This window comes from Paracoccus sp. UBA889, from assembly GCA_002294185.1.
Taxonomy (GTDB): Bacteria; Pseudomonadota; Alphaproteobacteria; order Rhodobacterales; family Rhodobacteraceae; genus Paracoccus.
This window is the reverse complement of the sequence record DBFD01000056.1, coordinates 1-24,043: the sequence shown is the minus strand read 5'-3', so window position 1 is coordinate 24,043 and position 24,043 is coordinate 1. Positions and strand designations below refer to the sequence as shown.

The following is a 24,043-nucleotide window of genomic DNA, read 5'->3' as shown; positions in this document are numbered from 1 at the left end:
GGCGCACAGGGCGCAGCGACGTCTTGGGAACCGATGAACGGCGTGACCAACTTTTTCGAAACGCCCGGGTCACGGCTTCAACTTGCGGTTGGCAGAATCGACAATCCCGGGGGTGATGCCGGTCGTGGCCCAGGGTCGAGCGAATCAGCAACTGCATTTGCTTGGGATTACCTCAACCCACGGAGGAAATATGTTTTTAAATTAATCTTAAAGAAGAGCCTCCGGCACTTGCCTTGCCAGAAACTTTTCTGCCACGAAATGGACGACGCTACTGGCGCCGTCCACCCAAGACCGTTGCCTGAATTTCACCTATCCCTAACTGAATGAATATTTTAATTTCCGAAATCCTTGTCCATCTCTTTCTGGAAGAGGAGAGGCCTGCGCTGATCGGCGCTTTTTCGCGGTCCTCGGGTAGCAAGAAAGCGGGTTTCAGCCGTTCACGTGGAGTTGACTTAGCGCCCTCCCAGCCTGCAAGATCAGAAAGATAAAAATTTAGCGGTATCGAGGTTATTATGAGTTCCGTCATTGGCTTTCGCGATACGTGGCCGTTTGGTTATCGCCTCTATAATGTTGCCGTTGCGACCCTCCTTCTGGTTGCACTCAGCCCGACAATTCTACTTCTGGCCTTCCTGCTCTTGATAACCCAGGGTCCGAATATCCTTTATTTCGGGCCGCGGATGGGAAAGAATCAACGCCCGTTCCAGATCATCAAGTTCCGGACCCTGTGCCCGAAGCGCGCGCGGGCGATCACCGCAGATCGCACCCTGCCCGCCGATGCGAATATCGAAACTCGACTTGGAAAGATTCTGCGCGAGGTCCGGCTGGACGAGCTTCCGCAGCTTGTGAATATCATTCGTGGCGACATGAATATCTGCGGACCGCGCCCCGTGCGCCCCGAGATCGCGGCGATCGAGAGTCGGCGCATCAAGGGATACGAGAAGCGGTTCGACGTTCGGCCCGGGCTGATCGGTCCGACCCAGGCGTGCTTCGGTCACGGCGCCAGCAAGCGGATACGCGCGCGAATGAACAATCTGGCTGTCAATCGTCCGGTGAATATTGCAGCCGAGCTTTCGCTGCTGGTCCGGATCGGAAGCTCCATCCTGCATCGGATCGGGAAGAAATCGGTGAAATTCGCGAAAAGATTTTCCACCGGGAAGACCTCGGCGTTCAAGGACATCTATCTTTCTGATATCGTGCAGAACAAGCCGTCGCTCGTTCATCGCATCGATATGTCGTCATTGTCGGTGAGGGGGGTTGACCTGCCATCGGATGGGCATTTGGCGATCCGCCTGCATTCCGGCGCCTTGCGCCGGGCGCGCGTAAAGTTGACACAGTCCGGAGCGCCGGGAATTTTCAACTACAAGCCCGTCAACGAAGTCGACGCATTTGTCATTGAACGGTATGCTCTGGGCAGGGTGATCATTCCGCCTCGCGTGGCCTGGTCAATCGAGTCGAGGCAGCCCGAACTGGCCGGACAGGAAGCAGGCATATAAATCCGATGACAGCGATGACGCAGGCCCGGCGCAAGTCTCTCTTGGGTTCGGGCAGCGCGCAGTTTGCCGGCCAGTTTCTGGGATTGTTGCTGGCGATTCTGGTGTCTCACCTGATTGCGCGCCGCATGGGCGTCGGTCCGCAGGCCGACGCCTTCCTTCTGGGGCGGCGCCTGATCACCGCCGTGACCGAGGCGCTCAACCAGATCGTCGTGGCCGTTTTCATTCCGCTGATCGCGGCGCAGGCCGCCGCCGGCGCCGGGATCTGGCATATCATCATGCGATCGGGGGGCGGTGCCTTGCTGGCGGGCACGGCACTGGCTGCGATCTTCATTGCCGGGGCGCCATGGATCGTCGCATCGGTCGCGCCACAATTCGATGCCCAAACCGCGGCACTGGCGACGCGCGTCATGCGAATTCTGTCACTGGCATTGCCGGCGACCGTCGCTACTGTCGCGCTGGCCGCCTATTGCAATGTCCGCGAGCAGTTCGGAGGCGCTGCGGCGTCGCGGCAATTGCCCCGTGCCGCCGTGGCGGCGGCCCTTCTTCTGGGCACAGGCGGTCTCGCGGAGCTGGCGGCAGGCGCCTATACGTTCGGGGCGGTCCTGGTTACCGGAATGCTTCTTCTGATGGCTCTGCGGCTAAGCCGCACAGCGCCCATACAGACCGGCATCCGCCGTTCCGGTTCGGTCTCACGGCGTGCCGCCGCCGCCGTCGTGCTTGCGGGCGGCGCAATGGTGGTGCTGTGGCTGGAAACGGCGTTCGCCGCGTGGACCGGCCCCGGCGGGGTTGCCATGCTGGAATATTCGCAACGTCTGGGCGCGCTGTTGGGCAATACACTGGCCATGGCGCTGACCTTGGTCGTCTTCGCCGATCTGTCGCGGCGCAGCGCCGCAGGAGAGACCCGGGAACTGGATGCGCGGTTCAACATTGCGGTCTGGGCAGGCATCTCGCTGATGTTGCCGGTGACGGTGGGTGTGGTGGTGAACGCCCCCGGTATCATTGAACTGGTGCTGGGCTACGGCGCGTTCGAAGCCGCCGAAATCCGGGCCGAAGTCGTGACACTGACACGCTGGATGGCGGTTGCGCCCCTCGGCGCGCTGGTCGTGCGGATGTTGTATGTCCGGGTGCTGGCAGACGACACGCTTCCCGTCGTGCGCATCGCGCTGGTCGCCACGATCGCGGATATGGTGATCCGCGCCGTGCTTTTCCGGATCCTGGTGCCTTGGCTGGGACTGACCGGAATTCCGCTGTCGCTGGTGATCACCCCGATCGGGCCCGTCCTGATAATCGCGCTGTGGCTGAGGCGGCAAAACGTGTTCCTTGACCTGCGTCCGGCCAGCATCAGTCGCCCGTTGATGGCCACCTCGCTGACGGCAAGCCTGGCGATCGCGGCCGGCGCATGGCTTGGCCCCCTATTGTCGCAATGGACTGCCCTGGACGGCAAAAGCGCGGCCCTGTCCGGCTTGCTGGTTTCGGGTCTGGCGGGATCGGCGGTGCTTGGCGTCGCGGTCACGGCGTTTCGCGTCCGGCTGCGTTGACGCCATCAGGGTCTGAACCCACTGCGCTTCCAGACCCAATCCGGCCAGTCGGCGCCGCGGGCCTGCCGCCGCTTGCGTTCGATCCCGCCAAGAAGGGCAATGGGCAGAATTCGGCCCAATGCGTCCCCAAGCGCCACGGCGGCGCGGTCGGTGCGGGACAGACGTCGGGTCGAAGGGTCGCGATCATGGCTGGTATTGGCCGCAAAACGGCTGACAAGCGCGTCAGGTGACACCGGAAGATCGAGCGCCCGGACCAGCGCCGCCCGCCCCCCGTCGGGATCGGCGGCGAGCGCATCGTATTGGACCAGATGCGCGCGCGGGTCATCAGCCGCAAAGCGGCGCAGATAGCGGGTATGAAGTGCATTGGCGAGTGCGCCTCGCACGATATCGACCAACCGCCCTGGTCCCCTCCGTGGACTGCGCCCATAAGCCGAAAGCCGTGACGCGATCAGGGTGCGGCTGTCCCGGATGACGCAGACAAACCGCGCGGCGGGAAAACGTTGCGCAAGGGCCCGCGCGAGCAGGGTGTGATGGGGCGACTTTTCCAGCCACAGCGGCGCCTGCTGACGATCGGCAACGGCATCCATCATCGCCTCGAATACCGCAGCGTGGTCCTTGGCCGATGACATGATGTCATCAAGGGTTTCATCGGGCAGCCCGCCCAGCAGCCAGTAATCGGATGACACAAAGGCCGCGCGGAAGGCCGCGCATGTATCGCGATCCGAAAGCGGCGTGAAGACGCGGGCAAAATGGGAAAAGAAAAGGCTTTCATGAACGCCGCGATGATCCTCGGCCGCAACGGCCGCGACAGATCCCGAACCGTGCAGCATGTTGGCCACCCAGGTCGTGCCCGAGCGCTGAAGCCCCAGCACGAAAACGGCGCGCTTTCCCGAGGCGGGGTCAGCCGGCATCGCGCGATGGCGTCCACAAGACGCTTTGCCTGCCGAAAAGACAGCGCAGGATTCCTATCAGCAACGCGATGTGAGCGAAGGTGAAGAAGGCAGGCAAAGCCACCAGCTTGTTGCGGCGAAGATGCGGCCAGACAAGTCCGGCTGCCGCGACCCCGTAAAAGGCGATCTGAAAAAGTCCGGTCGCAAGATAAAAGAGGTTTTGACCCATCAGAGCCAGGTTCGAAACGAACAGCAGGATCAGGAAAAAAGGGTTCAGCCTTCGCATCAGCTTGTGCGAGAAAAGCTGCCATGCATACCAGCCGTGGCGCAGTGGATTCATCAGGCCGGCGTTTTGCAGCAGGCTGCGCCAGCCCCGTTCGCTGGAACGGATGCGCCGACGCATCTCGTTGCCGACATTCTCGGTGACGTTCTCGACGGTGCTGGCATCGGGTTCGAAAACCAGGCGATAGCCCTGCGCGACGGCGCCGACCGATATGACGAAATCGTCGGTGCATCCCGGCGCCGGCGGACGGACAAGTGCGCGACGCAGCGAATAGACCGAGCCCTGCGCCGAGATGGCCCCGCCCAGGCGCGACTCAGCGTGTTTGAGCTGTTGATCATAGCGCCAGAAAAGGCTTTCGGCAAAACCGATACCGCCCGATTTGCCCTCGACCGTGATCTGTCCGCACACGCCGCCGACCTCGGGGTCTGCGTAGTGGCGCAGCATCGCGGTCAGGGAATTCTTTTCAAGAATTGCGTTGGCATCCGAAAAGACGACGATGTCGCCGGTGCAGCATTTCAGTCCTTGGGCAAGCGCCTGCGCCTTGCCCACACGACCGGGTTCAAGCACCGTGATTCGGGGGTCGTCCACCTTGCGCACGATCTCGGCGGTTTCGTCCGCCGAACCATCAGAGACGACGATCAACTCGATGTCCGCCCCGCCTGTGTTCAGCGCAAGAGTATTCTCGACCTTGTCGGCAATCACCGGCGCCTCGTTATAGGCGGCCACCAGGAAGCTGACATTCGGCGGGTCCCCAGGACCGGCGGGCGGGGTTCGTCTTGGGCGAAGCCGCGACAGGGCCAGAAGAAGCATCCCATAGCCGAAGAGACTGTAAAACAACGCAATCGCAGAAGCCCAGAACAAGACTGTCATCGGCAAGAACGCTCCATTTCCCGCGCAAGGGCCGCGGCGTTTTCCTCGATCAGATATTCGTCCGCGATTCGGCCACGCCCGGCATGGGCGATGGCGGCGGCATCATCCCAGTTCCGGGCAATCTCGCCCAGCGCCGCGGCGATCGCCGGCGCATCGCCCGGTGGGGTAAGCCAACCGGTCCGGCCGGGTTCGACAAGTTCGGGAATGCCCGAAAGGTTGCTGGCAACGACCGCCCGGCCATGCGCCATCGCCTCCATCAGGACAACCGGAATCCCCTCTACCCTGCCATTCTCTCCGGGGATCGACGGCACCACGAGCACATGGGAATCGCGATAGGCCTCTGCCACGATCTCGGCGGGTTGCGGGCCGTCGAACCGAACCTTTTCGGACAGCCCAAGATCCGCGGCCTGGGTTTGCAGTGCCTTGGCCAGATCGCCGCCACCGACGATGCGGGCCTGCCAGCGCATATCTGCCGGAAGCAGCGCGAGGGCGTCCAGAAGATGCGCGACGCCCTTTTTCCTGATCAGCGATCCTACATAAAGAATTCGCAACCCGTCGGTTGCAGGCGGGTTCGGCGCTGGCGCATCCAGCGTCTCGCGAACGACGCCGCAGCGGATCAGACGCAACTTGTCGGCCGGAAACCCGGCCAGTCTGGTCAGCCAGCGAATGTTATAGGCGCTTATGGACCGGACGAACGCGGCTTTTCGCGCCTTTTCGGGCAAAAGCGCCTGCGATACGAAAATGTCGTTGGCATGGGCCGAAAAGCTGAATTCTGTTCCCGCAAGCCGGGATGCGATCAGTGCGGCATTCGCGGGGTGGCCGGCAAATTCCGCGTGAATATGCTGGACTCCGTTCGTTCGGCACCATCGGCCAAGCGCGACCGCCTTGGGAAACAGAGCCGCCACCGCAAGCCCGCGCCGGGGCTCGCGCCTGTGTGCCACGGCTATCTGTGCGACAAGCCGCGTCATGAGGCCGGGCCTGCGCAAGGTTTCGGCCAGAAGCGCCGCGAGGGTCCGGCCGCCGAGAAAGGGAAAAGTGAAGGCCCGCGGCAGCAGTTCGTTGATGAAGCCGTGCACGATCTCTGCCTTTCGGAAGGGTTTTATGTGAAAGATCCGGGCATCATGGCCAAGCCGGCCATATTCGACCACATTGCGATAGGCGAAGGTCTCGGTGAGTTTCGGAAATTCGCTGACAACGACAAGGATTCTCATTTCCGCGCAAGCTCCTGAACATTCACACGATAAAGCGCAGTGCACAAAGCCGGCAGCAGCCAGGTATATTTGGTGTATTCATTCGGCAGGAACAGGCTGGCGATCAGATAGGCGCCGAACCCGTAGGCAAGCGCCTGCGCCATGACCCCTAGCCGTTCATCCGCCGGGTTTCGGCATACGGCCCTGATGCGGCTGAAGGCATAGCCGATCATACCGAAAAACGGCAGGGCGCCCAGAATGCCGTATTGAACCAGGACGGAAAGATACATGTTGTGCAATTCGCGCCCCAGCAAAGTCCGGCCGGGCAGGTAGCGATAAGCATTATCAGTGAAATGGTAGTAGAAATTGCCGGGTCCGACGCCCAGGAACGGGCGCTGGACAAGCAGATCCAACCCGATCAGATTATAGGTCATGCGCCGCCCCAGCGTCCAGTCGCGCCCGGACCCGCCGCCGAAAATCGAACCCAGACGTTCGAAATATTCTACCGGAATGAATGGAATGGCCGCGATCAGGCAGAACAGGGCGATCATCATGGAAAGCGGCATGAACCGCGCCCGCCGATAGCGCCAGGCCAGCAAGATCACGACGATGCCATAGGCAAGAAAGGCCGACCGGGCAAAGGACAGAACAATCGCCGCCGTCCCGAGGCCGACGATCATCAGCATGTAGCCGCGCAGCCGCGGCGTCGCCAGCATGTGTGCAAGCGCGAAAACCACCCCGGCCAGAAGCATCGAGGCGGCGGTGGTCGGATTGTAATCCGACCCCCCCGAGGATCGCTGGAACCCCTCGGCCGTGCGCGCGGTGGTGGCCGCATCGGACTGGGCCACGAGGGTGGTGCCCGTTGCGATTTCGGCCAGAAGGATCAGCGACGATACAAGCGAAGTAATCGCCAGCATCCAGATCAGGATCTCGACCTTCTTTCGGGTGTCAGCCAGCGTGACCACCAGCGTGAACAACAGGAAAAGGCTGACCATGGTGCTGACGGTATCGATGGCGAGGCCTCGATCTTCGGCGACCACGATGCTGACGACGGCCATGCCCGTCGTCAGAAAGGCAAACATGGCCACCGGATCGCGGGCGGCTGTCCGAATGCTGTTTCGCATGTCGATCGCTCGGGCCAGCACCACCAGCGAGGTGCCTGCGGCGATCAGCTTGAAGGCCGAGACCGGCAGAAAGCCGAAGAACAGTTTCTGGATGGCGTCGAGATGTGAGAACACCGTCAGCGCCAGCACTCCCAGAAACGGCTGCGCAAACAGCAAGAGGCCCGAGAACAGCCCGACCGGAAGGGCAAGCGCGGCCACCGGGTTGGTTATGGTCCCGGCAACGATCACGATCAGCGCCGCAAGAACCGCAAGGCCCAGCGTCAATGGCATGAAGCGCAGGAACCCTGTCACGACGCCACCCTGTCATAGCCCGATGGCCCCAGCCGGCGGCGGCGCAGCCGGTTGGCAAGTGCCGTCACCGGATGCCAGACAAGCCAGCCTGCGGCGGTGTTGACCCGGGCCCGCAGCGCCAGCGCCTCGAGCCACAGCGGCCCGCCGCCGAAGGCCCGGTCCTGAAGATGAACGCGGCTGAGGATCACGGGACCATTGCCGGGGACGTGGTCTTCGCGCCGGTTGTCTTGGCGACCGCCAGTGACCGCCACGAAACCCGCCTCTTGCGCGGCATCGACCGAAACGGGATCGAAGCGATCGAAGGGCCAGGCCATGACGCGCGGCGCACGATCCAGAAGTGCCGCCAGTTCCCGGTATGCCTGGCTCAGCATCTGCGACACGCGGGCCCGGAACGCGGCCTCGTCCTCGGCCGAGCCGTCACGCCACCATCGGCCTGCCAGCGCCGAGTCGGTTTCGGGCAGAGATGCGTCGGGCCGGAGCGAAGGCGGCGGTGTCACGGCCTCGAACCAGCGCGACTTGTTTTCCGGATCGGTCGCCCAGGTCAGCGGGGCATGGCGTTTCCAGTCAGGACCGACCAGCCCGGACGTCCGATCCGAAACCGGGATGCGGGCATGGTTGGTGCCATGCGCCTCGACCGCGAAAAGCGGATCGGCATCAAGATGCCGCAACTCGGCGACATTCATATAGCCTTGCCAGGCCTCCGGTCCGCAGGAGCGGTCGGCCCCCCGCGGGACCTCGCCCGGTTCGACGAAATCCACCGAGGCAAAGATCGTCGCCGGGGCGTTGTGGCGGCGCAGGATCGGCGCGGCGAAAAGATAGTTGTCAAGATAGGCGTCGTCGAATTGCAGCACCACCGCCTGCGGGGGCAGAGAAGCACCGTTCGCGCGCGCCGCGACCAGATCCTCGGTCGAGACGATGTTCCAGCCGTCGCGTCGCAGGGTGCGAAGGTGGATATCCAGCACTTCCGGACGGACCGATATGTTTCTGGCCCAGGGCAGCCAGCCCGCATCGGGTGAAACGCTGTGATAGACGAGAATCGGCACGCCACCGGGCTTGCGCAGCGCGCGCCACGCCAGAAGAAAACCCGCAAGGGCAAGAACCAGACCCAGGGCAGGCAGACCAAGCGTAACTCCCACGGCGCCCGCGACAAGGCCGCAGAGGGCGATCAGTGCCGCGCGACGAAAGGCTTTCTTGCGGCAGGTCCGGCGGTCGGCCGGCGAATGCGGGACCGGGTTCATGGCAGCAAGGTCGCATAGGATACCGGCCCTGACGCGACCGCATCGCTGCGGCCAAGGGCGTTCAGTTCGTCGCGATCCACGACGCCAGAGCGCAGGCCGACCACCACCTGGCGATCCTTGTAGACGCTCCAATCCGCGATCCGCGCGATCGGCGGCAATTCGACCGCCTCGGGAACACCGCCATCGGCAGCAGTCGGTGCGGCGATCTTCAGCACCGCCTTGAAAAGGTCATGCAGGGCCGTGACATCGGCCTGCGTGCCGAATGCGGTGACAAGAAGCGCCTTGGACGGCCAGCGGTGGGGGCTGTCCGAAACGAAGCGCCGCCCGACTGCATGGGCATAGCGCTGCAGTGCCGTGCCCGGCTTGCCGCCATCGAGATAGCGCCGGGCCTGGCGCAGAAGCCTTCGCGTGACCGGCGGCAGGACGCGGGTGCCAAGGGTCCTGCGCAGATCCTCTGATGTTCGGGCACGATCGCCCAGCACGTCCATCGCGACAATCGGAACCAGCACCAGGATGCTGCCGAGGATGGTGGCCACGATCGTGTTTATCAGAACCTTGGGAAATTTCGGATAGACGGGAACGCTTGCAGAATCGATGGTCCGGATCTGCGACAACTGCGCCTCGCGCGCGACCCCTGCGGCCACCTGACGATTTTGCAGTTCGGTGAGATCGGCCTCGGTCTCGGTGATGCGCTGTTCGATCTGTGCCAGCGCCTCGCCGGCCGTTTTCAGTTCTCGCAGAGCCTGATCAGCATCCGAGACCCGCTGGCTGCGGAATTGCAGCCGGGCCTCGTTCCCGGCGCGGGAAGCCTGTGTTTCCGCCAGGGTCTGTCGCAACTGGCGCACCGTTTCGGCATCCGAGGCGCGCGTGATCGAAGCCTCGAGCGAGGCGATCGTCGTATCCAGAAGGGCCAGTTCGACCTCGGCATTCTGCAACGCGGCGCGGGCGGCCGCGCGCGTGTCAAGCATGATGGATCGTTCCTGATCAAGGTTGGTGATGCCGAAATTGCTGGCCGTGTTCTGGTATTCTGCCGCGTATCTGGCCAGATCCTTCTCGCGCGCGGCGATCACGTTCTGAAGGGTTTCGTCGACCTGGGCCGCATCGGTGCGAAACTCATCGCGGGTTTGGTCCACATAGGCCTGCGCCAGCGCGTTGGCTGCGCGGGCGGCCAGGGCGGGATCGCTGTGAGATACCGACACCAGAAGAATATACGAACCCTCGACGGTCTCGACCTTGGTGGCGCCGAGGAGGTCGCTGATATAGGTTTCTCTGACGGGTTGAGGCTGGAAGTAGCCGAAGTTGAGAATGTTGTACCAGCGCCAGACCGCAGCCTTGAATCGCCTGAAGGCGGTAGGAGGCTCGATTTGCAGCGTGCCGCCGGCTTCCTCTGTCAGAATGTCGATGGCGCGGCCGGCGACCTTGCGCGACAGCAGCCGTTCGATATGGGTCTGCGCGATGATCGTGGCCGGGTTGAACTGGCTGACGCCGAGAAAGCTGCTGTTGAAGCGAAGCTCTTCCGTGGAAGGCTGCATGTTCAGCGTCACCGAAGCCTCGTAGATCGGCGCCGCTCGCAGAAGCAGCATCGACAGGGCCAGGGTCAGGCCACCCGCGACCAGCGCGCCGATCACGATGGTCTTCCAGAAATGGCGCAGCAATTCTCTGTAGTGATCGAGCATGAAATGAAAACCGCCTAAGGAGAGAGGATCGCGTTCAGTCCGGAACCGGAGAGGGTCATCGCATCGGCCTTGCAGCGTCCGGGGTCAGCGGCCAGAAGGCCACGACCGGGTTCGGCGAGGCACAGGATATCGGCCCCCTGACCGCGTGCCTGATCGCGCAAGGTGCGCGCAGCCGGACCCCAGGCGACCGAAATCTGCGTCGCGTCGCCACGCCGTATGACAAAAAGCCCGTCAGCCTCGCGGCGGACCTGAGCCTGGGGATCGATCAGGCGCGACAGCAGGCGATAGGCGAAAACGCCGGGCTTCGGTCGCCCGGGCCCTTCATACAGCGCGGTGCGGGTATTGCCGTATGTCGCGCCGGGACCTTCTCCCAGACGGAACCACAAACAGAATGGCGCGCCGGTCGACAAGACATTCAGGTTGCGCTGGATGACCGCCCTAAAATGCGCTTCGGGTGTATAGGTCCCGCCGTAATCAAGCGTCGGGCCGCCGCATTCGGTCGAAAGGACAGGACGTCCCGAAAGCCTTCGCACCAGCGTCAGCCGGTCGATGTCACGCGATTCGGGACCGTAGAGATGCACCGACGCGATATCGTACCTGCTGCGTTTCAGAACGGGCAGAACCTTGTCGACGATGATGGCGCGGATCTCGGGGCCAAGCATCTGCGCTTGCGAAAGAACGGTCTCGGACGTCTTGCTCCAGCTTTGGCGAACCTCGATATTCTTGCGCTCCTGCTGCACCACCAGCACATCGGAATTGAACGAGGCGATGCCGCCCATCACGAAGATCGCGTCCGGGTCTTCGGCTTTGACCGCCGCCTGCGCGACATTGACGTAAGAGATCAGATCGTCCGGCGAGGCGGCCCAGCCACCCGAGCGGTTGCTGTCGCTGATCCATTCGTTCGCGGCCTGATAATAGCGGACCGGAAACCGCAGACCCGGCATGTCGCCCGTCCCGTCACCATCATAGCGGTCCACGACGGTCCGGATAAACCTTTGCCACAATCCCAGGTCGGTGGGCATTGCGTTCTTGACCTTTTGCGTGGCCTTGTCGGTTGCCCAATCGGCGTCGGATTCAAAGGTGAGGAACGGCTGAATGCCAAGATCCTGAAGCGCCTTTACACGTTGGTCCAGGCCGACGAAGTCGAAACGACCCTGGCGCGGCTCGATCCGGCTCCAGGAAGCCGACAGACGGGTCACGCCGATCCCGGCCTCGGCGATGGCTCTGTAATAGCGGGTTTGCGAACCGGGAAAGGCCAGACCCAGCCGTGGGTTTGGTGTGACACTCAGTTTCGCCAGATCAACATCGGCCATGACCGGTGAAGCCACGATCGCCAAGAAAGCGGCGCAACCCGCGAAAACCCCGCCCCACATCACGGCGCCCCAGGGATATCGACCATGCGCACCACCTCCAGACCGTCGCCGGGGTGAAGCCGGGTATCGGGCCCTGCCTCGACCACCTCGGTGGCCTCGCCGTTCCGGCGATAGATGCGATAGGTCACGCTTACATCGAACTCTTCGGCGATGTCGGCGCTGCTTGCGAATTCGCGCACGAAGGCACGGGATCGCTCAAGCCGGGTGGACGTTTCCAGGATCGCGGCCTCGGTCTCGGCAAGAAGCCCCGAGAGGTCTGCCCGCAACTGTGTCTCATCCGTGGCCGGCGCCGAAGCCGCGCGTTCAAGTTTCTGTCGCGCGGCCGCTTCCAGGCCGATCGATTCGAGGATGTCAACGCGCAGGCGGGACGTGTCCAGGGTCAACTGGACCACGCGATCCGACCGCGCAAGGCCGCGGTCGCGCAGATTTTGCTGATCGGCCAGAGCCTTGAGAAGCGTGTCGAGCTGGTTGTTCAACAATGTGCGACGCTCGGCGAAGGCCTCGGCCTCTTCCCGCGCCAGCCGGAGCTGGTCGCCCTGTGCCTGGCGGCGCGCGTCCTGAACCTCGCCAAGCGCGGCAAGCAGCGTGGCTGCCGCAGTCACCAGTGGCTCGGCCTGGTTTTCATCCAGCTGCTTCTGGACCTCGTCGCTGATTTCCATCGTCGTATCGCCGTCGCGCGCGGCGATCAGGCGCGCACGCGTCACCTGCAGCGCGGCCAGCCGCTTGGACAGAACCTCGGCATTGGCCAACTCGTCAGATACGCGCATCCGGCTGCTGGTATTGTCAAGATTTGCCGGATCGGCCATTCCGCCACTGATCGCCACGGCAGAGCGCACGTCGATCCCGGCTTGAAACGGGACATTGCCCGGGTTTTCAACGTCGCCCGATACGATGATCGGCACGTAGGACGCCACTTCCAGCGTCACCGATTCCGAATCCGAGAACGCGGTCGCCAGAAGTGCCTCGACTTCCTGCTCGAGCTTCGCCGGCGTGCGTCCGGCGGCGGGAATCGTGCCGACAATATGCATCGAGATCGTCCCGTCCGATCGAACCCGATAGATGCGCGACAGATCGGGGCGGGCAAAGACCGACAGATCAAGCTCATCGCCGGGACTGATGAGATATTCGTCGGCCAGGGCGGGCGGCGTCAGAAGGATCGGACCCAGTGCGACGACAGGCAGAATGGCCCAACGCGAGACTCTGAACATCAGGTTTTCCACCCACCAAGCTACCGCACAAACCGTAACAGAGCGTGACGTGCAGCCATGCTGCAAGTCAAGCCTTCACTCGTCCGCACGCGCAGAACAGGGCGGGATGACCATATGGCGATCAGCGTCGCAGGGGGGATGCGCCCCGCCGGGAAACCGACGGGACGCGGGGTCAGGACTTAGCCAAAAAGGAAATCGCCCGACGAAAATTCGTTCAGGTTGGTGTCGGCGAAGACGAGATTGTCGCCATTTCCGAAGGAGAGCACCGTGTCGCCGTCCCGTTCGCTTACGAGCGAAAGCAGATCGCCGACCGAGTTTGCGTTGTTGAACCCGTAGACGAAAACCCGGTCAACGCCCGGCTGGAAATCCTCGATCGTATCGGTCCCGCCGCCTTTTGCCATGACAAAGACATCGGCACCGGCCAGTCCGTAGAAGCTGTCGTCGTTCGAGGTTCCGCGAAGGATATTGCTGCCGTTATCTCCCTGGATCGTCGAGGACGACAGGCCGTCATCGACGGCCGGCGCCGAAACGGGCCTTTCGCTGCCGCTGTCACTGCTGATGGTTCCGGTTCCGGTAACGTTTCCGTTGATGTCGACAACGGCGTCGTTATAGCCATTTCCGATGCGCACGCCCGCGGCGCCCCTCTCCAGATTGTTGGAGTTGATGATGAAGGAATCGACGCGATAGTTCTGGTTCGGAACCGACAGAAGGTCGATATCCGAACGGCCGTTGCCATAGCCGCTGTCGACCACCGTGTTGCCTTCGATCCGAAGGGTGCCGTCGCTGCCCATGTGATCCGCGAAATACGCAATCCCGCTGTCATTCGAGCCTTCGACATAATTGTCCTTGACGATGCCGGAACTGCGCACAGAGATGCCGTTTCCATCCTCTGAATTGGTCACGCGATTGTCTTGGATCAGGACATCGCGACTCTGGACATAGATACCGTGCCGCAGGCCGTCATTGCCACCGTTCAGGCCGGTCTGGTCGATGGTGTTGCCGATGATCTGAAGTCCCGGATGCGATACCCCCTGCTCGTATCGCTGTCCGGCGTTGATCCCGTCTTCTCCAACCCGGGATATGTCACTGTTCGAGATGACGACGTTCGATGTCGAACCCTGGGTGCTCAGTTTGATTCCATCTCCGCTGACATTTCTGATGGTGACGTTTTCGAAGGTGACATTATCGACGTCCCGAAGCAGCGCACCGTTTCCATTGACATTCTCGATCACGACGTTGCGCACCAGCGTGTTATCCCATTCACTGCCGGTCAGGCGCAGGGTGCTGTTGTAGGTGACGTTCTCGATAATATTGTCGTATTGCGGCATTGTAGTTCCTTGTCATTTCGTGATATGGCATCTGCCATTCTCTTGGTGTCGTCCAAAAACAAACCTGAAACTGTGGGAAACAAAATTCTGGCTGCGCAGGCGCAAGACAGCTTTACGGACGAGATGCGCCCAGGCACGCTCTCGCCATAGTCGACTGCACGAGGTCGGAAACGACGAGCGATCCTTTCTCGCCTGCGGCGCCGGTGACACGGTCGTCGGCAGCACAGTCTGGCTTTCGATCAACCACAGCACTCGGAAACCGAGTTAGCGCCTGACAAAACTGCGGTCGCGGTGCAACCGGGCGCCGGCGGATGCTGGCTGAAAAGGCCGATTCTTGCCAGATGCAGCAAGATGGCGGCACGATTTCGCTTGCCTGAACGAAGCGGAAAGTGGACCTTGTGTGGATGAATTGTGGTTGAGGAACATGCACATCGGACCCGCGGCGACGAATTTCCTGGTCCAGATCGCGTATTTGTGCTCATGAAGGGCGTTGATCCCAAACGGGTGGCGTTCTTCCTGCCGCACCTCCGGCACGGTGGCGTCGAACGGCTTTGCGTCACCCTGATTCGCAGCCTGCGCCGCGACGTCTTCGAACCGTTGGTCATCCTGCAGCGCCAGGAAGGCGAGTTTCTGGATCTGCTGAAGGACACGCCTGTCATTGTGCTTCGCAATCGGCGTGCGCCGTCGTGTATAGCGGAAATTGCATGGCATCTGCGGCGCCAGCGGGTGCACGCAGTTTATACCGCCACGACCGCCACCAACATTTATGCCGCTGCCGCGGCAAAACTCGCCAGATGCAGATCGGTAATCAGCGAACATACGCCCCTTTCCGGAAATCTGGCTGAATCCAAATGGCGGCAGTTGCGGCTTCTGGGTCTGCGCGGAACCTATCCGCTGGCCGATCTCGCCGTGGCGCCGCTGGCCGAAATCGGGGATGAGCTGAAAGATATTCTGGGCAATCGATGCCCGCCATTCCGATGTCTGCGCAATCCGGTTGTCGAGGAAATCCAGCCGCCCGGCAATATTCCGGAAAATGCCACGAAACTTGTCAGCGTCGGGCGACTGGCCGAAGTGAAGCGCTTTGACCTGATGATCGAGGCCTTTGCCGTGCTGCGCAAGCAGAGGCCGGGGGCAACCCTGGAGATCATCGGTGAAGGGCCCGATCGCGCCCGCCTGGAAAGCGTCGTCGACAGTCATGACCTGAGAAATTCCGTCTCGCTGCCGGGCTTTGCGAGCGATGTTCCCCAGCGGCTCGGAAACGCCCATCTCTTCTTGTGCACCTCGCGCCGGGAAGGCTTCGGAAACGCGATCGTCGAAGCCATGGCGGCGGGGGTGCCGGTGATCAGCGTCGATTGCCCGGTCGGGCCGAAGGTGCTTTTGCGTGACGGCAAGGCCGGAAGGCTGGTGCGACGTCACACGGCGGCAGATTTCGGCCGAGCACTGATCGAGGTGACGGCGGATGCAGAGCTTCGTCGGTCCTATGTGGCGGCCGGCCGGCAAGTCGCCGGCGACTTCACCGTCACGGCCGCGGTGGAAGCCTACGAATCCGCATTCTCGGACCTTCTGGGGCCGTCATGCTGATCGGTGGATGATCGCCTTTATCTGCGTCTTCCAGCGAGAGCGGCGATAGAGACGCCTCAACTCGCGATAGGCCCTTGCCTCGACGGGGCGCAGCACCTTCTTCATGATCGGCGGCAGCGTCACGATCCGGGGACGGAAGCTGTCTTTGAATTCCTGACGTCCCGCAGCCTCGCCGGATCCCGACAGACGCGGGTCAGGATAGCCCACCAGATCAAGCACATTGCTGCCCTGCCGCTTGGCATCCAGGATATTCTGCCAGTACAGCGACGTGCTGCGGCCGCCGCGCATACCCGGTGACGTGGCAACAAGCAGCGCATAGCTGCGCTGCGCCTCGCGATAGCTGACCGAACCGCCGATAATCTTTCCATCGACCAGCGCAGCATTCATCGTTCCCAAGCCCGGATGGGCTTGAAGCACGCGGAAATGGGCAGAAAAATCATGCTGCCCATCGATCTCCAACCCGGTCGTCCGGGCCATTTCCCGCATGATCTCGCTCAGCCGTGACGATTCGGCCAACGACGCCACGGGGCGCACCTCGACCTCCGTGCCTCCGGAACTGCGCAGGTCCCGCCGCCGTCGCTGCGAAAAGCTGCCCAAAAGCGCGTCCTCGGATCCATCCAGGTCGATCAATGCCGTCGCGCTCGGCAACGTCTGCTCGTCCGATGGCACCCTGGCATAGCCGCCGCGCATCAAGACGTCTTCGCAGGTCTCGGCATCCTCATCCTGCCAATGCGGATTCACCGCCACCGAAATGGCGCCCATGCGATAAAGAGCATCTTCAAGCGCCGGCATGATCCGTGCCAGATCCTCCGGCGTCCGGGTGCACGGCCCCCTCTTGAGCGATGCGGAGAATCGTCCGCGATAAAGCCTGGTCAGGCGAACCCATCCTGCGGAAACGACATCCCCAACCTTGTCGGAGCAAACGAAATAACGATAGGATTGAATCTGCGAGGGTGCGGCGATCTTGGGCCAGACAGCGTTCTGCATGATGGACGCGGAAGGCCATGTCTGGACAAGAGTGTTGGCACTCTGAACGATCGGAGCCGCAACGTCCTGAGAAAAATGAACCTTCACGAAGATCCCCCGTGTGTAAAATTTTACGCTGCCGACCGAGGCAGAGTGTAGCGTAGAAGTTTTGCGGATTCTACAAGGGAGCGCGTAATATGCCCAAATCTCCAGTTAAAAACCTTTCAAAGTACCGGATGAAGAAAGTCTTCAAGGACAAGATCTTCGACATCGACCACATCCTGACGTTCAGAAAGCCGGTCGAACGTGATAACAAGTACAAGAAAATGAACCCGAAAGGCATCAAACTTCATATTGCGAAAACGCAACCCGAAATAGCTCCGATGATCAAGACCTTTCCTAAAAGGGCTGATTTTTTTCGAGAATATATCGAGAAAGATATAATAGCCTTCTTCGCCACGAAAGATAATTCAGTTCTTGGTTACATATTTGCCACCGAAGATGATTTCTACGATCGACATCTTTGGAAAAATACGGTTCACGTCAAGCCCGGAGAGTTTTTTCACTTCGCGGGATATGTTTCGCCCGGCAGCCGCGGGTCTATTGTTTCACTTTTCATATTACAAGGAATGTACGATTACTTCGAGAATAAAGGATTGTCGGCGGCAATTACCACTATTTCTTCCCGGAACGAACCGTCATGGCGGCTTTGCCGGAAATTCGGTTACGATCAGATAGAAAAGGCCTGGGATGTTTACAAGTTCCTTGGCTTCCGATGGTCTCGTGAGGTTCCTACACGAACCTGGGTAGGATAGCTTTCCCTGGTTTTTGAGGGGCGGCTCACCAGCCCGCCCGGCGGCCGATGTGCCGGTATGAGGGCGGCGTCGATCTCGGTCTTGGCCAGAGCCCCGACACCCTCCGGATTTGCGGGAAATCCACGCCCACCGCCCTGCCTGCCGATTCCCGGATCGCCGCAAGCTGGAAATTCCGGCCCCTGTCACGGCGGCGCGGCTGCTGCCACCACCGGAAGCAACCTTGCGATCGGGGCGGTTTATCCTGTCGCGCTGCGGAATCAACCCGACCGAAGGTGACCCGTGGCTTCGGCGATTGCGTGATTCCTGGCAAGCAGATAGTGAACACCATTGGCATTCCGAAAATTATTCAATTATCCAATGCAATTTATTATTTGCGTCCTGTCAATATATAAATTCCTGGCTAATTTAATATGTATTGACGAACAGATAATAATATAGATAATCATTGAAGCCTGCTTAAAAATCAGGCTGGAAAGCAAAAGAAAAAGTCTCGCGCCACGGATATTCAAAGGATGCTGGGCGCGGTTCTTCACTCGTATCAAAGGTGCGTAGAATGGCTCAAGAACTCGATTCCATCGTCGAAGCCCTTGCCCAGGCAAGGCTCAATCTGAATACCGCTGTAGAAGGCATGACCAGTGGCGCGGCTGCCTCGAAACTGTCCGATTCGCAGCTCAGCCGGCTGAAGGCGCTGTCCGACCAGAACACCGGCTGCCAGAACAGCGGCTGCGGCGGTGCCGAAGCGGCCCTTCGCGACAAGTCGGGCATCGCGAAATAAGACCATTGCGGTCTTGCGTCGGCGGATACGCTTGCGATCCGCCGGCCATCCGATGTCATCACGCGCTGGCTGCCCCGAAACTCATTTTCCAGAGGCATGGGATCATGCAGAAACTCTCCAGATATGTCATTGCGTCGCCGGTTTTCGCGGAAGGAGAGGAAAATCGTCATGTCCTCTTCTCGACCCGGACGGGGCAGATCTTCGAAGTGCCGCAGGCCATATGGACGGTCTTGCGCGAAGGCGGATTCGACAAGCTGAACAGCGATGTCCTGACCCAGCTTTCCGAGGCCGAAATCCTGGTGCCCGAGGCCGAGGCAGAATTATCCACCATTCTGGACCGGAACCGGGACGGGATCCGGGTCAATCCGCATCTGAATTATGTCATTCAGCCGACGGCACATTGTCAGTTGGGCTGCGGTTATTGCGGTCAGACCCACGAGCGCACAAATCTGAGCCGCGCGAACGAGGCCGATATCCTGCGCGATGTCGAGGCGCGGCTGGACCGCGGTCCTTTCGCCGAGCTCAACCTGTGCTGGTTCGGCGCAGAGCCCTTGTCGGGCATTCAGCAGATGCGTTCGCTGACGCCGCAGTTGCGCAGCCTGTGTCAGGAACGTGGCGTCGAATATCGCGCCAGCATCATCACGAACGGGCTGGCCATGTCGCGGAAGATCGGTGCCGATCTGGTCGGGCCGCTCGGGGTCGTCTCGGTCACTGTCTCGCTGGACGGGACAGCCCCGCATCACGACCGGCGGCGCCACACGAAATCCGGCAAGCCGACCTTCGATCGGATCCTCGCCAATCTGGTTCAGCTTGTGGCGACGACCCAGGATGCGCCGATCGAGATCAAGGTGCGCTGCAATGTCGATCGGGAAAACGCCTCGGACGTGGTGCCGCTGCTGCGACGACTGCGCGACGAGGGACTGGAGCGCGCGGTTCAGTTCTACACCGCCCCCATCCATTCCTGGGGCAATGACGCACAGCGCCGCAGCCTGGAGCCCGCAGACTACGCCGAACGGGAATTATCCTGGTTTGTCGAGATGAAGCGGATGGGCTTTTCCGTGCCACTGGTTCCCAAACGGCAGCCCGTGGTCTGTCTTGCGGTGCAGCCCGACGCGGCGCTGGTCGATGCGCATGGCACGCTGTTCAACTGCACCGAGGTCTCTTACGTGCCCAGCTATGGCACGCCGAACCGCTTTGCCATCGGCGATCTGACCACGGGCGAGCGGCAGGCCGAGGTGCGCGACATTCTCGGCAGTTTCAACGATCAGGTCGAGGCCGGCGCCTTCGGATGCAGCCGCTGTCCCCTGCTGCCCGTCTGCGGCGGCGCCTGCCCGAAGGAATGGATCGAGGGCCGGGCGCCCTGCCCCAGCTCGAAACGGAACATCGCCCAGAGATTGCTTCTGGCCGCTGCCTTCGAGCGAATGGACAGGGCCGCCGGTGATCCGTCCCTGCCCGCTGTGGCCTGAGACCGGGGCGCGGCGATCATGCGCCTGCTGCGGGACCGGATTCACCTTCAGCCGGACGGTGTGTTGACCCTGACCGGCGCCGGCCCCGTCATGCTGCACGGCGGGGCGATCCGGGAAATGGTCGAAACGCTGCTGTCGGACGGAATCGATGCCGCGAGGGGCGACTCAACGGCCTCGTTCCGCGAGCTGATCGACTTTCTCGAGACTGCGGGTCTGACCGGGCTGGCAGACGAAACGCTGGCCCCGGCACCGGCGCGATCAGGGCATGTCCTGCTGGCGGGCGACGCCGATTGGGTTTCCCCGCTGGCTGAGGAACTCGTCTCCTGCGGCATTGCGCACCTGTCGGTGTGGGCTCCCGTTGCGGGACGTGACGCCGGCCGGGACGCCCCGAACCGCGGCGACCCGCCGCTTTCGCCGGATCTGGATCTGGTTGTCGGCGCGTTTGCTCCGCGAAGGCCGGTCCTGCAAGTCGAGCTGGAGCAATCATGCCGCCGTGCGGGAATCCCGTTTCTGGGCGCCGAGATCATTGGCGCGAAGGGCTTCGCCGGCCCCGTCTCGCGGGCCGGTCTGGCCGGATGCTGGCTCTGTGCCCGGCAGCGTCGCCGTGCGCACGCGCCCGACCCCACAGCCTGGGCGCGTGCCGACGGGCTGGCCCGGGTGCATCATTCCCGACCCGGTCCGGAAGTGTCGCGATCCTTCGCCCGATCGCTTTCTGCCGAGATCTGCCGGCATCTGGCTGCGGATGCGGCGGGGGCTCTGGAAGGGAAAATCCGGATCCTCGATCTCGCAGCCCAGACATCAAGCCTGCATGGCTTCATCCCCATGCCGTTTTGCAGCACCTGCGGGAAGGATCCGGTTGCGACCCAGTGCAGATCCGCCGGGCCGTGCACGGGTCCGCGGCAAAGGTTCCGCGACTGGCTGGACCTCGAGACCGGGGTGTTCGTCGGGCCGGTTTTGCGCGATCGACCGCGCCCTTTGCCGGGAACTTTCATCGCCGTGGCCGAGGTGGCGCCTTTTTGCGGCTTCCGCGACGATCCCATCGCGGCCGAACCCGCCTGCGGCAAGGGCCTGACGGAAGACGAGGCGATGATCAGCGCGATCGGGGAAGCCTTCGAGCGTTATGCCGCATCCCGCTGCGACCCGCGGACGCTGGTCCGGGCACGGATGCGCGATCTGGACGGCCCGGTTCTGGACCCCCGCCAGATCGGTCTTTACGGCCGCAGTCAATATGCCGAACCGGATTTTCCCTTCCGGCCCTTCGACCCCGAGGCGCAGGCTTTCTGGACCACCGCCGTCAATCCGTGCAGCGGGGCGCGGACCTGGGTGCTGGCCGAGCAGGTCTATTACCGGCTTCCGGCCGGATATTCGAACCATCTTCAGCAGATGACCTCGAACGGCCTGGCGGCGGGCGCGGATCAGCAAAGCGCGGCAATGCGCGCGATCCTCGAAGTGATCGAGCGCGACGCGGTCCTGACCGCCTGGCTGCGACGCGACGCCGGGCGCCTGCTGCCGCAGGATCTGTGCAACACCGAAACGCGGGGCATCATCGCGCGGCTGCGACAGGCCGGTGCCTCTGTCGCGCTGCATCTGCTGGATGGCGCGGGCGGCGTGCCGGTGATCATGTGCATGGCGACGGGTGATGGCATCCGCTGGCCCGGGCTGACGGCAACCTCTGCAGCCGATCCCGATATCCGGCGCGCGGCGGCGAAAGCGGTGCTGGAACAGGCCTCATCCGGGCTTGGACTTGCGAGAATGCTGCACGAGGAAAGCGGTCCACGCCCATGCCTGCCCCAGGAGGTGCGGCGGGGGCAATTCATCGATCACGCCTGCTACTATCTTGGGCCGCCATCGCAGCACGTCGCCTTCTTGCGTCATGCCGCGTACCACCCGTCGGTTGTCGATCCCTCGCTGCCGATCACGGGGCTGGATGATCTGGTTGAACGGCTCGACGAACAGGGGCTGACGGTTCTGCTCGCCGACCTCACACCTCGCGATGTGGCGGCTGCGTCGATTCGTGTCGTGCGTGCCCTGGTGACCGACCTGCTGCCACTATCCTGCGGCTTCGGGATGCTGCATCTGGGCTCGGCGCGGCTCCGCCACCTGCCGCTGGGCACATTGAACCCTGCACCGCATCCCTTTTGTTAGACGTGCCGCCAGATTGCCTGCCGTTCGCGTCGTCCTCGACCGCCGGCGAAACCAATCGACCTGAACGCCTTGATCCCCGTTAGAAAAAGGGCGGCGCCGCCATGTACCATACTGATCCGGAACTGGGGTGAAAGATGCCTGCGGACCTCCTGATTTTTTTATTTGTCCAACCTTTGGTCCTTTGACATGCTCGGCTGACCGGTTGCTGGCGAGACCCGTGCCGCCCCGGCACGGATTGCAGGCAGTAAACTGACCCATATGGCCGCCGGTGGACGATTTCATTGCGCAAGTCGGTAATCTCTTTCAGCCACCCTGAGGTCGTCCATGTGTCGGGGCTGTCAACCCGCGACACGAGCCAATTCTTCTTGATCAGGAGATCGAGGATTGGCTCACGTCCCGCGTGTTGGCCGCGTAATTTGCTCTTCAGTGAGCTACCCCCCGAAAGTTCAGCAGTTCGTCGGTTTTCCCGAGATGCCAGACTAGCTGTTCCATCCCGGATGATCACATGGTCCCTCGCCGATCCGCCCTGTTCATGGCAAGGTCGGTCCTGCGCGAGATTCTGGACGGGGTGAGAGTATGCTGATCTCTCTGCACAAGCAGGCGACGACGACACCGAAGATCCGGGCCGCAATCCAGGCGAGCAGCGAACCGGCATGGATGGTGGCCGAGCGCTACGGCATCTCGGAGCAGACGGTGTGGAAGTGGCGCAACCGCGAGGACGTTCACGACCGGAGCCACACGCCGCACCGGTTGCAGACGACGCTGACGCCGCCTCAGGAGGCCGTTGCGGTGGCGTTGCGCAAGGCGCTTCTGCTGCCGCTCGACGACCTGCTGGCCGTGGTGCGCGAGTTCCTCAACCCGCAGGTCTCTCGGTCCGGCCTCGACCGTTGCCTGCGGCGCCATGGCCTGGGCAACCTGCGGGCGCTGAAGCCGAAAGAGCCGAAGCCGACGCACGGCACCTTCAAGGCCTACGAGCCCGGCTACCTGCATGTCGACGTGAAGTACCTGCCGCAGATGGCGGACGAGGAGCGGCGGCGCTACCTCTTCGTGGCCATCGACCGCGCCACACGGTGGGTCTTCGTCCGCATCTATCCGGCGCAGACTGCGGCCAACGCGCGGCGGTTCCTGCGCGATCTCGAACGTGCCGCCCCGATGAAGATCACCCGGGTTCTGACCGACAATGGCAAGGCCTTCACCGACCGACTGTTCGGCCTGCGCAAGCGCAGCCCCACAGGACAGCACGAGTTCGACCTGCTCTGCGCCGACCTCGGCATCGAGCACCACCTCGCACCCCCGATGCGGCCGCAGACGAACGGCACGGTCGAACGCTCCAACGGCCGGATCGAGTATGTCCTGCAGGGCCACCGCTTCCGAAGCGGCGAGGACCTCAAACACACCATCCTGCGCTACGTCCACCTCTACAACAGCCAGCTCCCGCAATCAGTCCTCAAGGGCCGAACACCTGTCGATGCCCTCAAGGACTGGCAGCGCCAAACGCCAGAGCCGTTCAGAAAACGCGTCTACAATCACGCGGGATGTGACACGTAGGTCATTGTGCGGCGCGGACTTGTTCGCCAGCGACGCGCCGTAGGTCGAAATCAGATTTCAGAAGAGCATGAGCGCAGGACTTTTCTAGCACGCTACCTACCATCCTCGCTCGCGCAATGGTCTTCAAGAGCTTTCGGGAATATTGCGTTGGGGACTAAGCCAAGTCGGCCGGGCGTACCCGCCAACTCCTGTGGCTGCCCACTAGAGCCTGTCGCACTCAATTACTGAACCGCGCCGGGTTTTCC

Annotated in this window: 18 protein-coding genes; 8 read left to right on the top strand and 10 right to left on the bottom strand. The window is 62.2% G+C overall.

The window, feature by feature from the left end:
- Positions 1-512: 512 nt before the first annotated feature.
- Complete coding sequence (locus B4L36_RS11585; protein WP_292957196.1) at positions 513-1,493, top strand: sugar transferase; 981 nt, start codon at positions 513-515, stop codon at positions 1,491-1,493.
- A gap of 5 nt (positions 1,494-1,498) precedes the next feature.
- The gene (locus B4L36_RS11580; RefSeq protein WP_292957193.1) at positions 1,499-3,031 is read left to right on the top strand and encodes a lipid II flippase MurJ; all 1,533 of its coding nucleotides are present in this window, start codon (positions 1,499-1,501) and stop codon (positions 3,029-3,031) included.
- A 5-nt stretch (positions 3,032-3,036) separates the two neighbouring features.
- Here B4L36_RS11580 and B4L36_RS11575 read toward each other — a convergent pair whose 3' ends face one another.
- The 9 genes from B4L36_RS11575 to B4L36_RS11535 form a co-directional block, all read right to left on the bottom strand.
- Complete coding sequence (locus B4L36_RS11575) at positions 3,037-3,942, bottom strand: sulfotransferase family protein (RefSeq protein WP_292957191.1); 906 nt, start codon at positions 3,940-3,942, stop codon at positions 3,037-3,039.
- A complete protein-coding gene (locus tag B4L36_RS11570; protein ID WP_292957188.1) occupies positions 3,932-5,074 on the bottom strand; it encodes a glycosyltransferase family 2 protein in 1,143 nt (380 codons plus the stop codon). Before B4L36_RS11570 ends, B4L36_RS11575 begins: the two co-directional genes overlap by 11 nt.
- Positions 5,071-6,285 (bottom strand): glycosyltransferase, encoded by a 1,215-nt coding sequence (locus B4L36_RS11565; RefSeq protein ID WP_292957185.1) that lies wholly within the window; start codon positions 6,283-6,285, stop codon positions 5,071-5,073. Before B4L36_RS11565 ends, B4L36_RS11570 begins: the two co-directional genes overlap by 4 nt.
- Positions 6,282-7,679 carry an O-antigen ligase family protein gene (locus B4L36_RS11560; RefSeq protein WP_292957182.1) on the bottom strand — a complete coding sequence of 466 codons (1,398 nt, stop codon included), beginning with the start codon at positions 7,677-7,679 and terminating at the stop codon, positions 6,282-6,284. The genes B4L36_RS11565 and B4L36_RS11560 overlap by 4 nt, the downstream gene beginning before the upstream one ends.
- Positions 7,676-8,917: a polysaccharide deacetylase family protein gene (locus B4L36_RS11555; protein WP_292957179.1), complete on the bottom strand. Its 1,242-nt coding sequence runs from the start codon at positions 8,915-8,917 to the stop codon at positions 7,676-7,678. The genes B4L36_RS11560 and B4L36_RS11555 overlap by 4 nt, the downstream gene beginning before the upstream one ends.
- The gene (locus B4L36_RS11550) at positions 8,914-10,593 is read right to left on the bottom strand and encodes a hypothetical protein (RefSeq protein WP_292957176.1); all 1,680 of its coding nucleotides are present in this window, start codon (positions 10,591-10,593) and stop codon (positions 8,914-8,916) included. The genes B4L36_RS11555 and B4L36_RS11550 overlap by 4 nt, the downstream gene beginning before the upstream one ends.
- A 14-nt stretch (positions 10,594-10,607) precedes the next feature.
- Positions 10,608-11,906, bottom strand: coding sequence for a beta-galactosidase (locus tag B4L36_RS11545; RefSeq protein WP_292957173.1), 1,299 nt, complete (start codon positions 11,904-11,906; stop codon positions 10,608-10,610).
- A 59-nt stretch (positions 11,907-11,965) separates the two neighbouring features.
- Complete coding sequence (locus B4L36_RS11540; protein WP_292957170.1) at positions 11,966-13,174, bottom strand: polysaccharide biosynthesis/export family protein; 1,209 nt, start codon at positions 13,172-13,174, stop codon at positions 11,966-11,968.
- Positions 13,175-13,353: 179 nt separating this feature from the next.
- Positions 13,354-14,502, bottom strand: coding sequence for a right-handed parallel beta-helix repeat-containing protein (locus tag B4L36_RS11535; protein WP_292957167.1), 1,149 nt, complete (start codon positions 14,500-14,502; stop codon positions 13,354-13,356).
- A 480-nt stretch (positions 14,503-14,982) separates the two neighbouring features.
- Between B4L36_RS11535 and B4L36_RS11530 the strand changes: the two genes are divergently transcribed.
- Positions 14,983-16,083, top strand: coding sequence for a glycosyltransferase (locus B4L36_RS11530; RefSeq protein ID WP_292957164.1), 1,101 nt, complete (start codon positions 14,983-14,985; stop codon positions 16,081-16,083).
- Here the strand turns inward: B4L36_RS11530 and B4L36_RS11525 are convergent.
- Positions 16,075-17,157 carry a GNAT family N-acetyltransferase gene (locus B4L36_RS11525; RefSeq protein ID WP_292957161.1) on the bottom strand — a complete coding sequence of 361 codons (1,083 nt, stop codon included), beginning with the start codon at positions 17,155-17,157 and terminating at the stop codon, positions 16,075-16,077. The two genes, B4L36_RS11530 and B4L36_RS11525, sit on opposite strands and share 9 nt — an antisense overlap.
- Before the next feature lie 128 nt (positions 17,158-17,285).
- Between B4L36_RS11525 and B4L36_RS11520 the strand changes: the two genes are divergently transcribed.
- The 5 genes from B4L36_RS11520 to B4L36_RS11500 all read left to right on the top strand — a co-directional run bounded on the left by B4L36_RS11520 (position 17,286) and on the right by B4L36_RS11500 (position 23,798).
- Positions 17,286-17,864: a GNAT family N-acetyltransferase gene (locus tag B4L36_RS11520; protein ID WP_292957158.1), complete on the top strand. Its 579-nt coding sequence runs from the start codon at positions 17,286-17,288 to the stop codon at positions 17,862-17,864.
- 553 nt (positions 17,865-18,417) lie between these two features.
- The gene (locus B4L36_RS11515) at positions 18,418-18,639 is read left to right on the top strand and encodes a hypothetical protein (protein WP_292957155.1); all 222 of its coding nucleotides are present in this window, start codon (positions 18,418-18,420) and stop codon (positions 18,637-18,639) included.
- Positions 18,640-18,743: 104 nt separating this feature from the next.
- Positions 18,744-20,105 (top strand): radical SAM/SPASM domain-containing protein, encoded by a 1,362-nt coding sequence (locus B4L36_RS11510; RefSeq protein ID WP_292957152.1) that lies wholly within the window; start codon positions 18,744-18,746, stop codon positions 20,103-20,105.
- A gap of 18 nt (positions 20,106-20,123) precedes the next feature.
- Positions 20,124-22,250, top strand: coding sequence for a TOMM precursor leader peptide-binding protein (locus B4L36_RS11505; protein ID WP_292957149.1), 2,127 nt, complete (start codon positions 20,124-20,126; stop codon positions 22,248-22,250).
- A 576-nt stretch (positions 22,251-22,826) separates the two neighbouring features.
- Entirely contained in the window at positions 22,827-23,798 is a 972-nt protein-coding gene (locus B4L36_RS11500) for an IS481 family transposase (protein ID WP_292957146.1), read from the top strand.
- Positions 23,799-24,043: the final 245 nt, after the last annotated feature.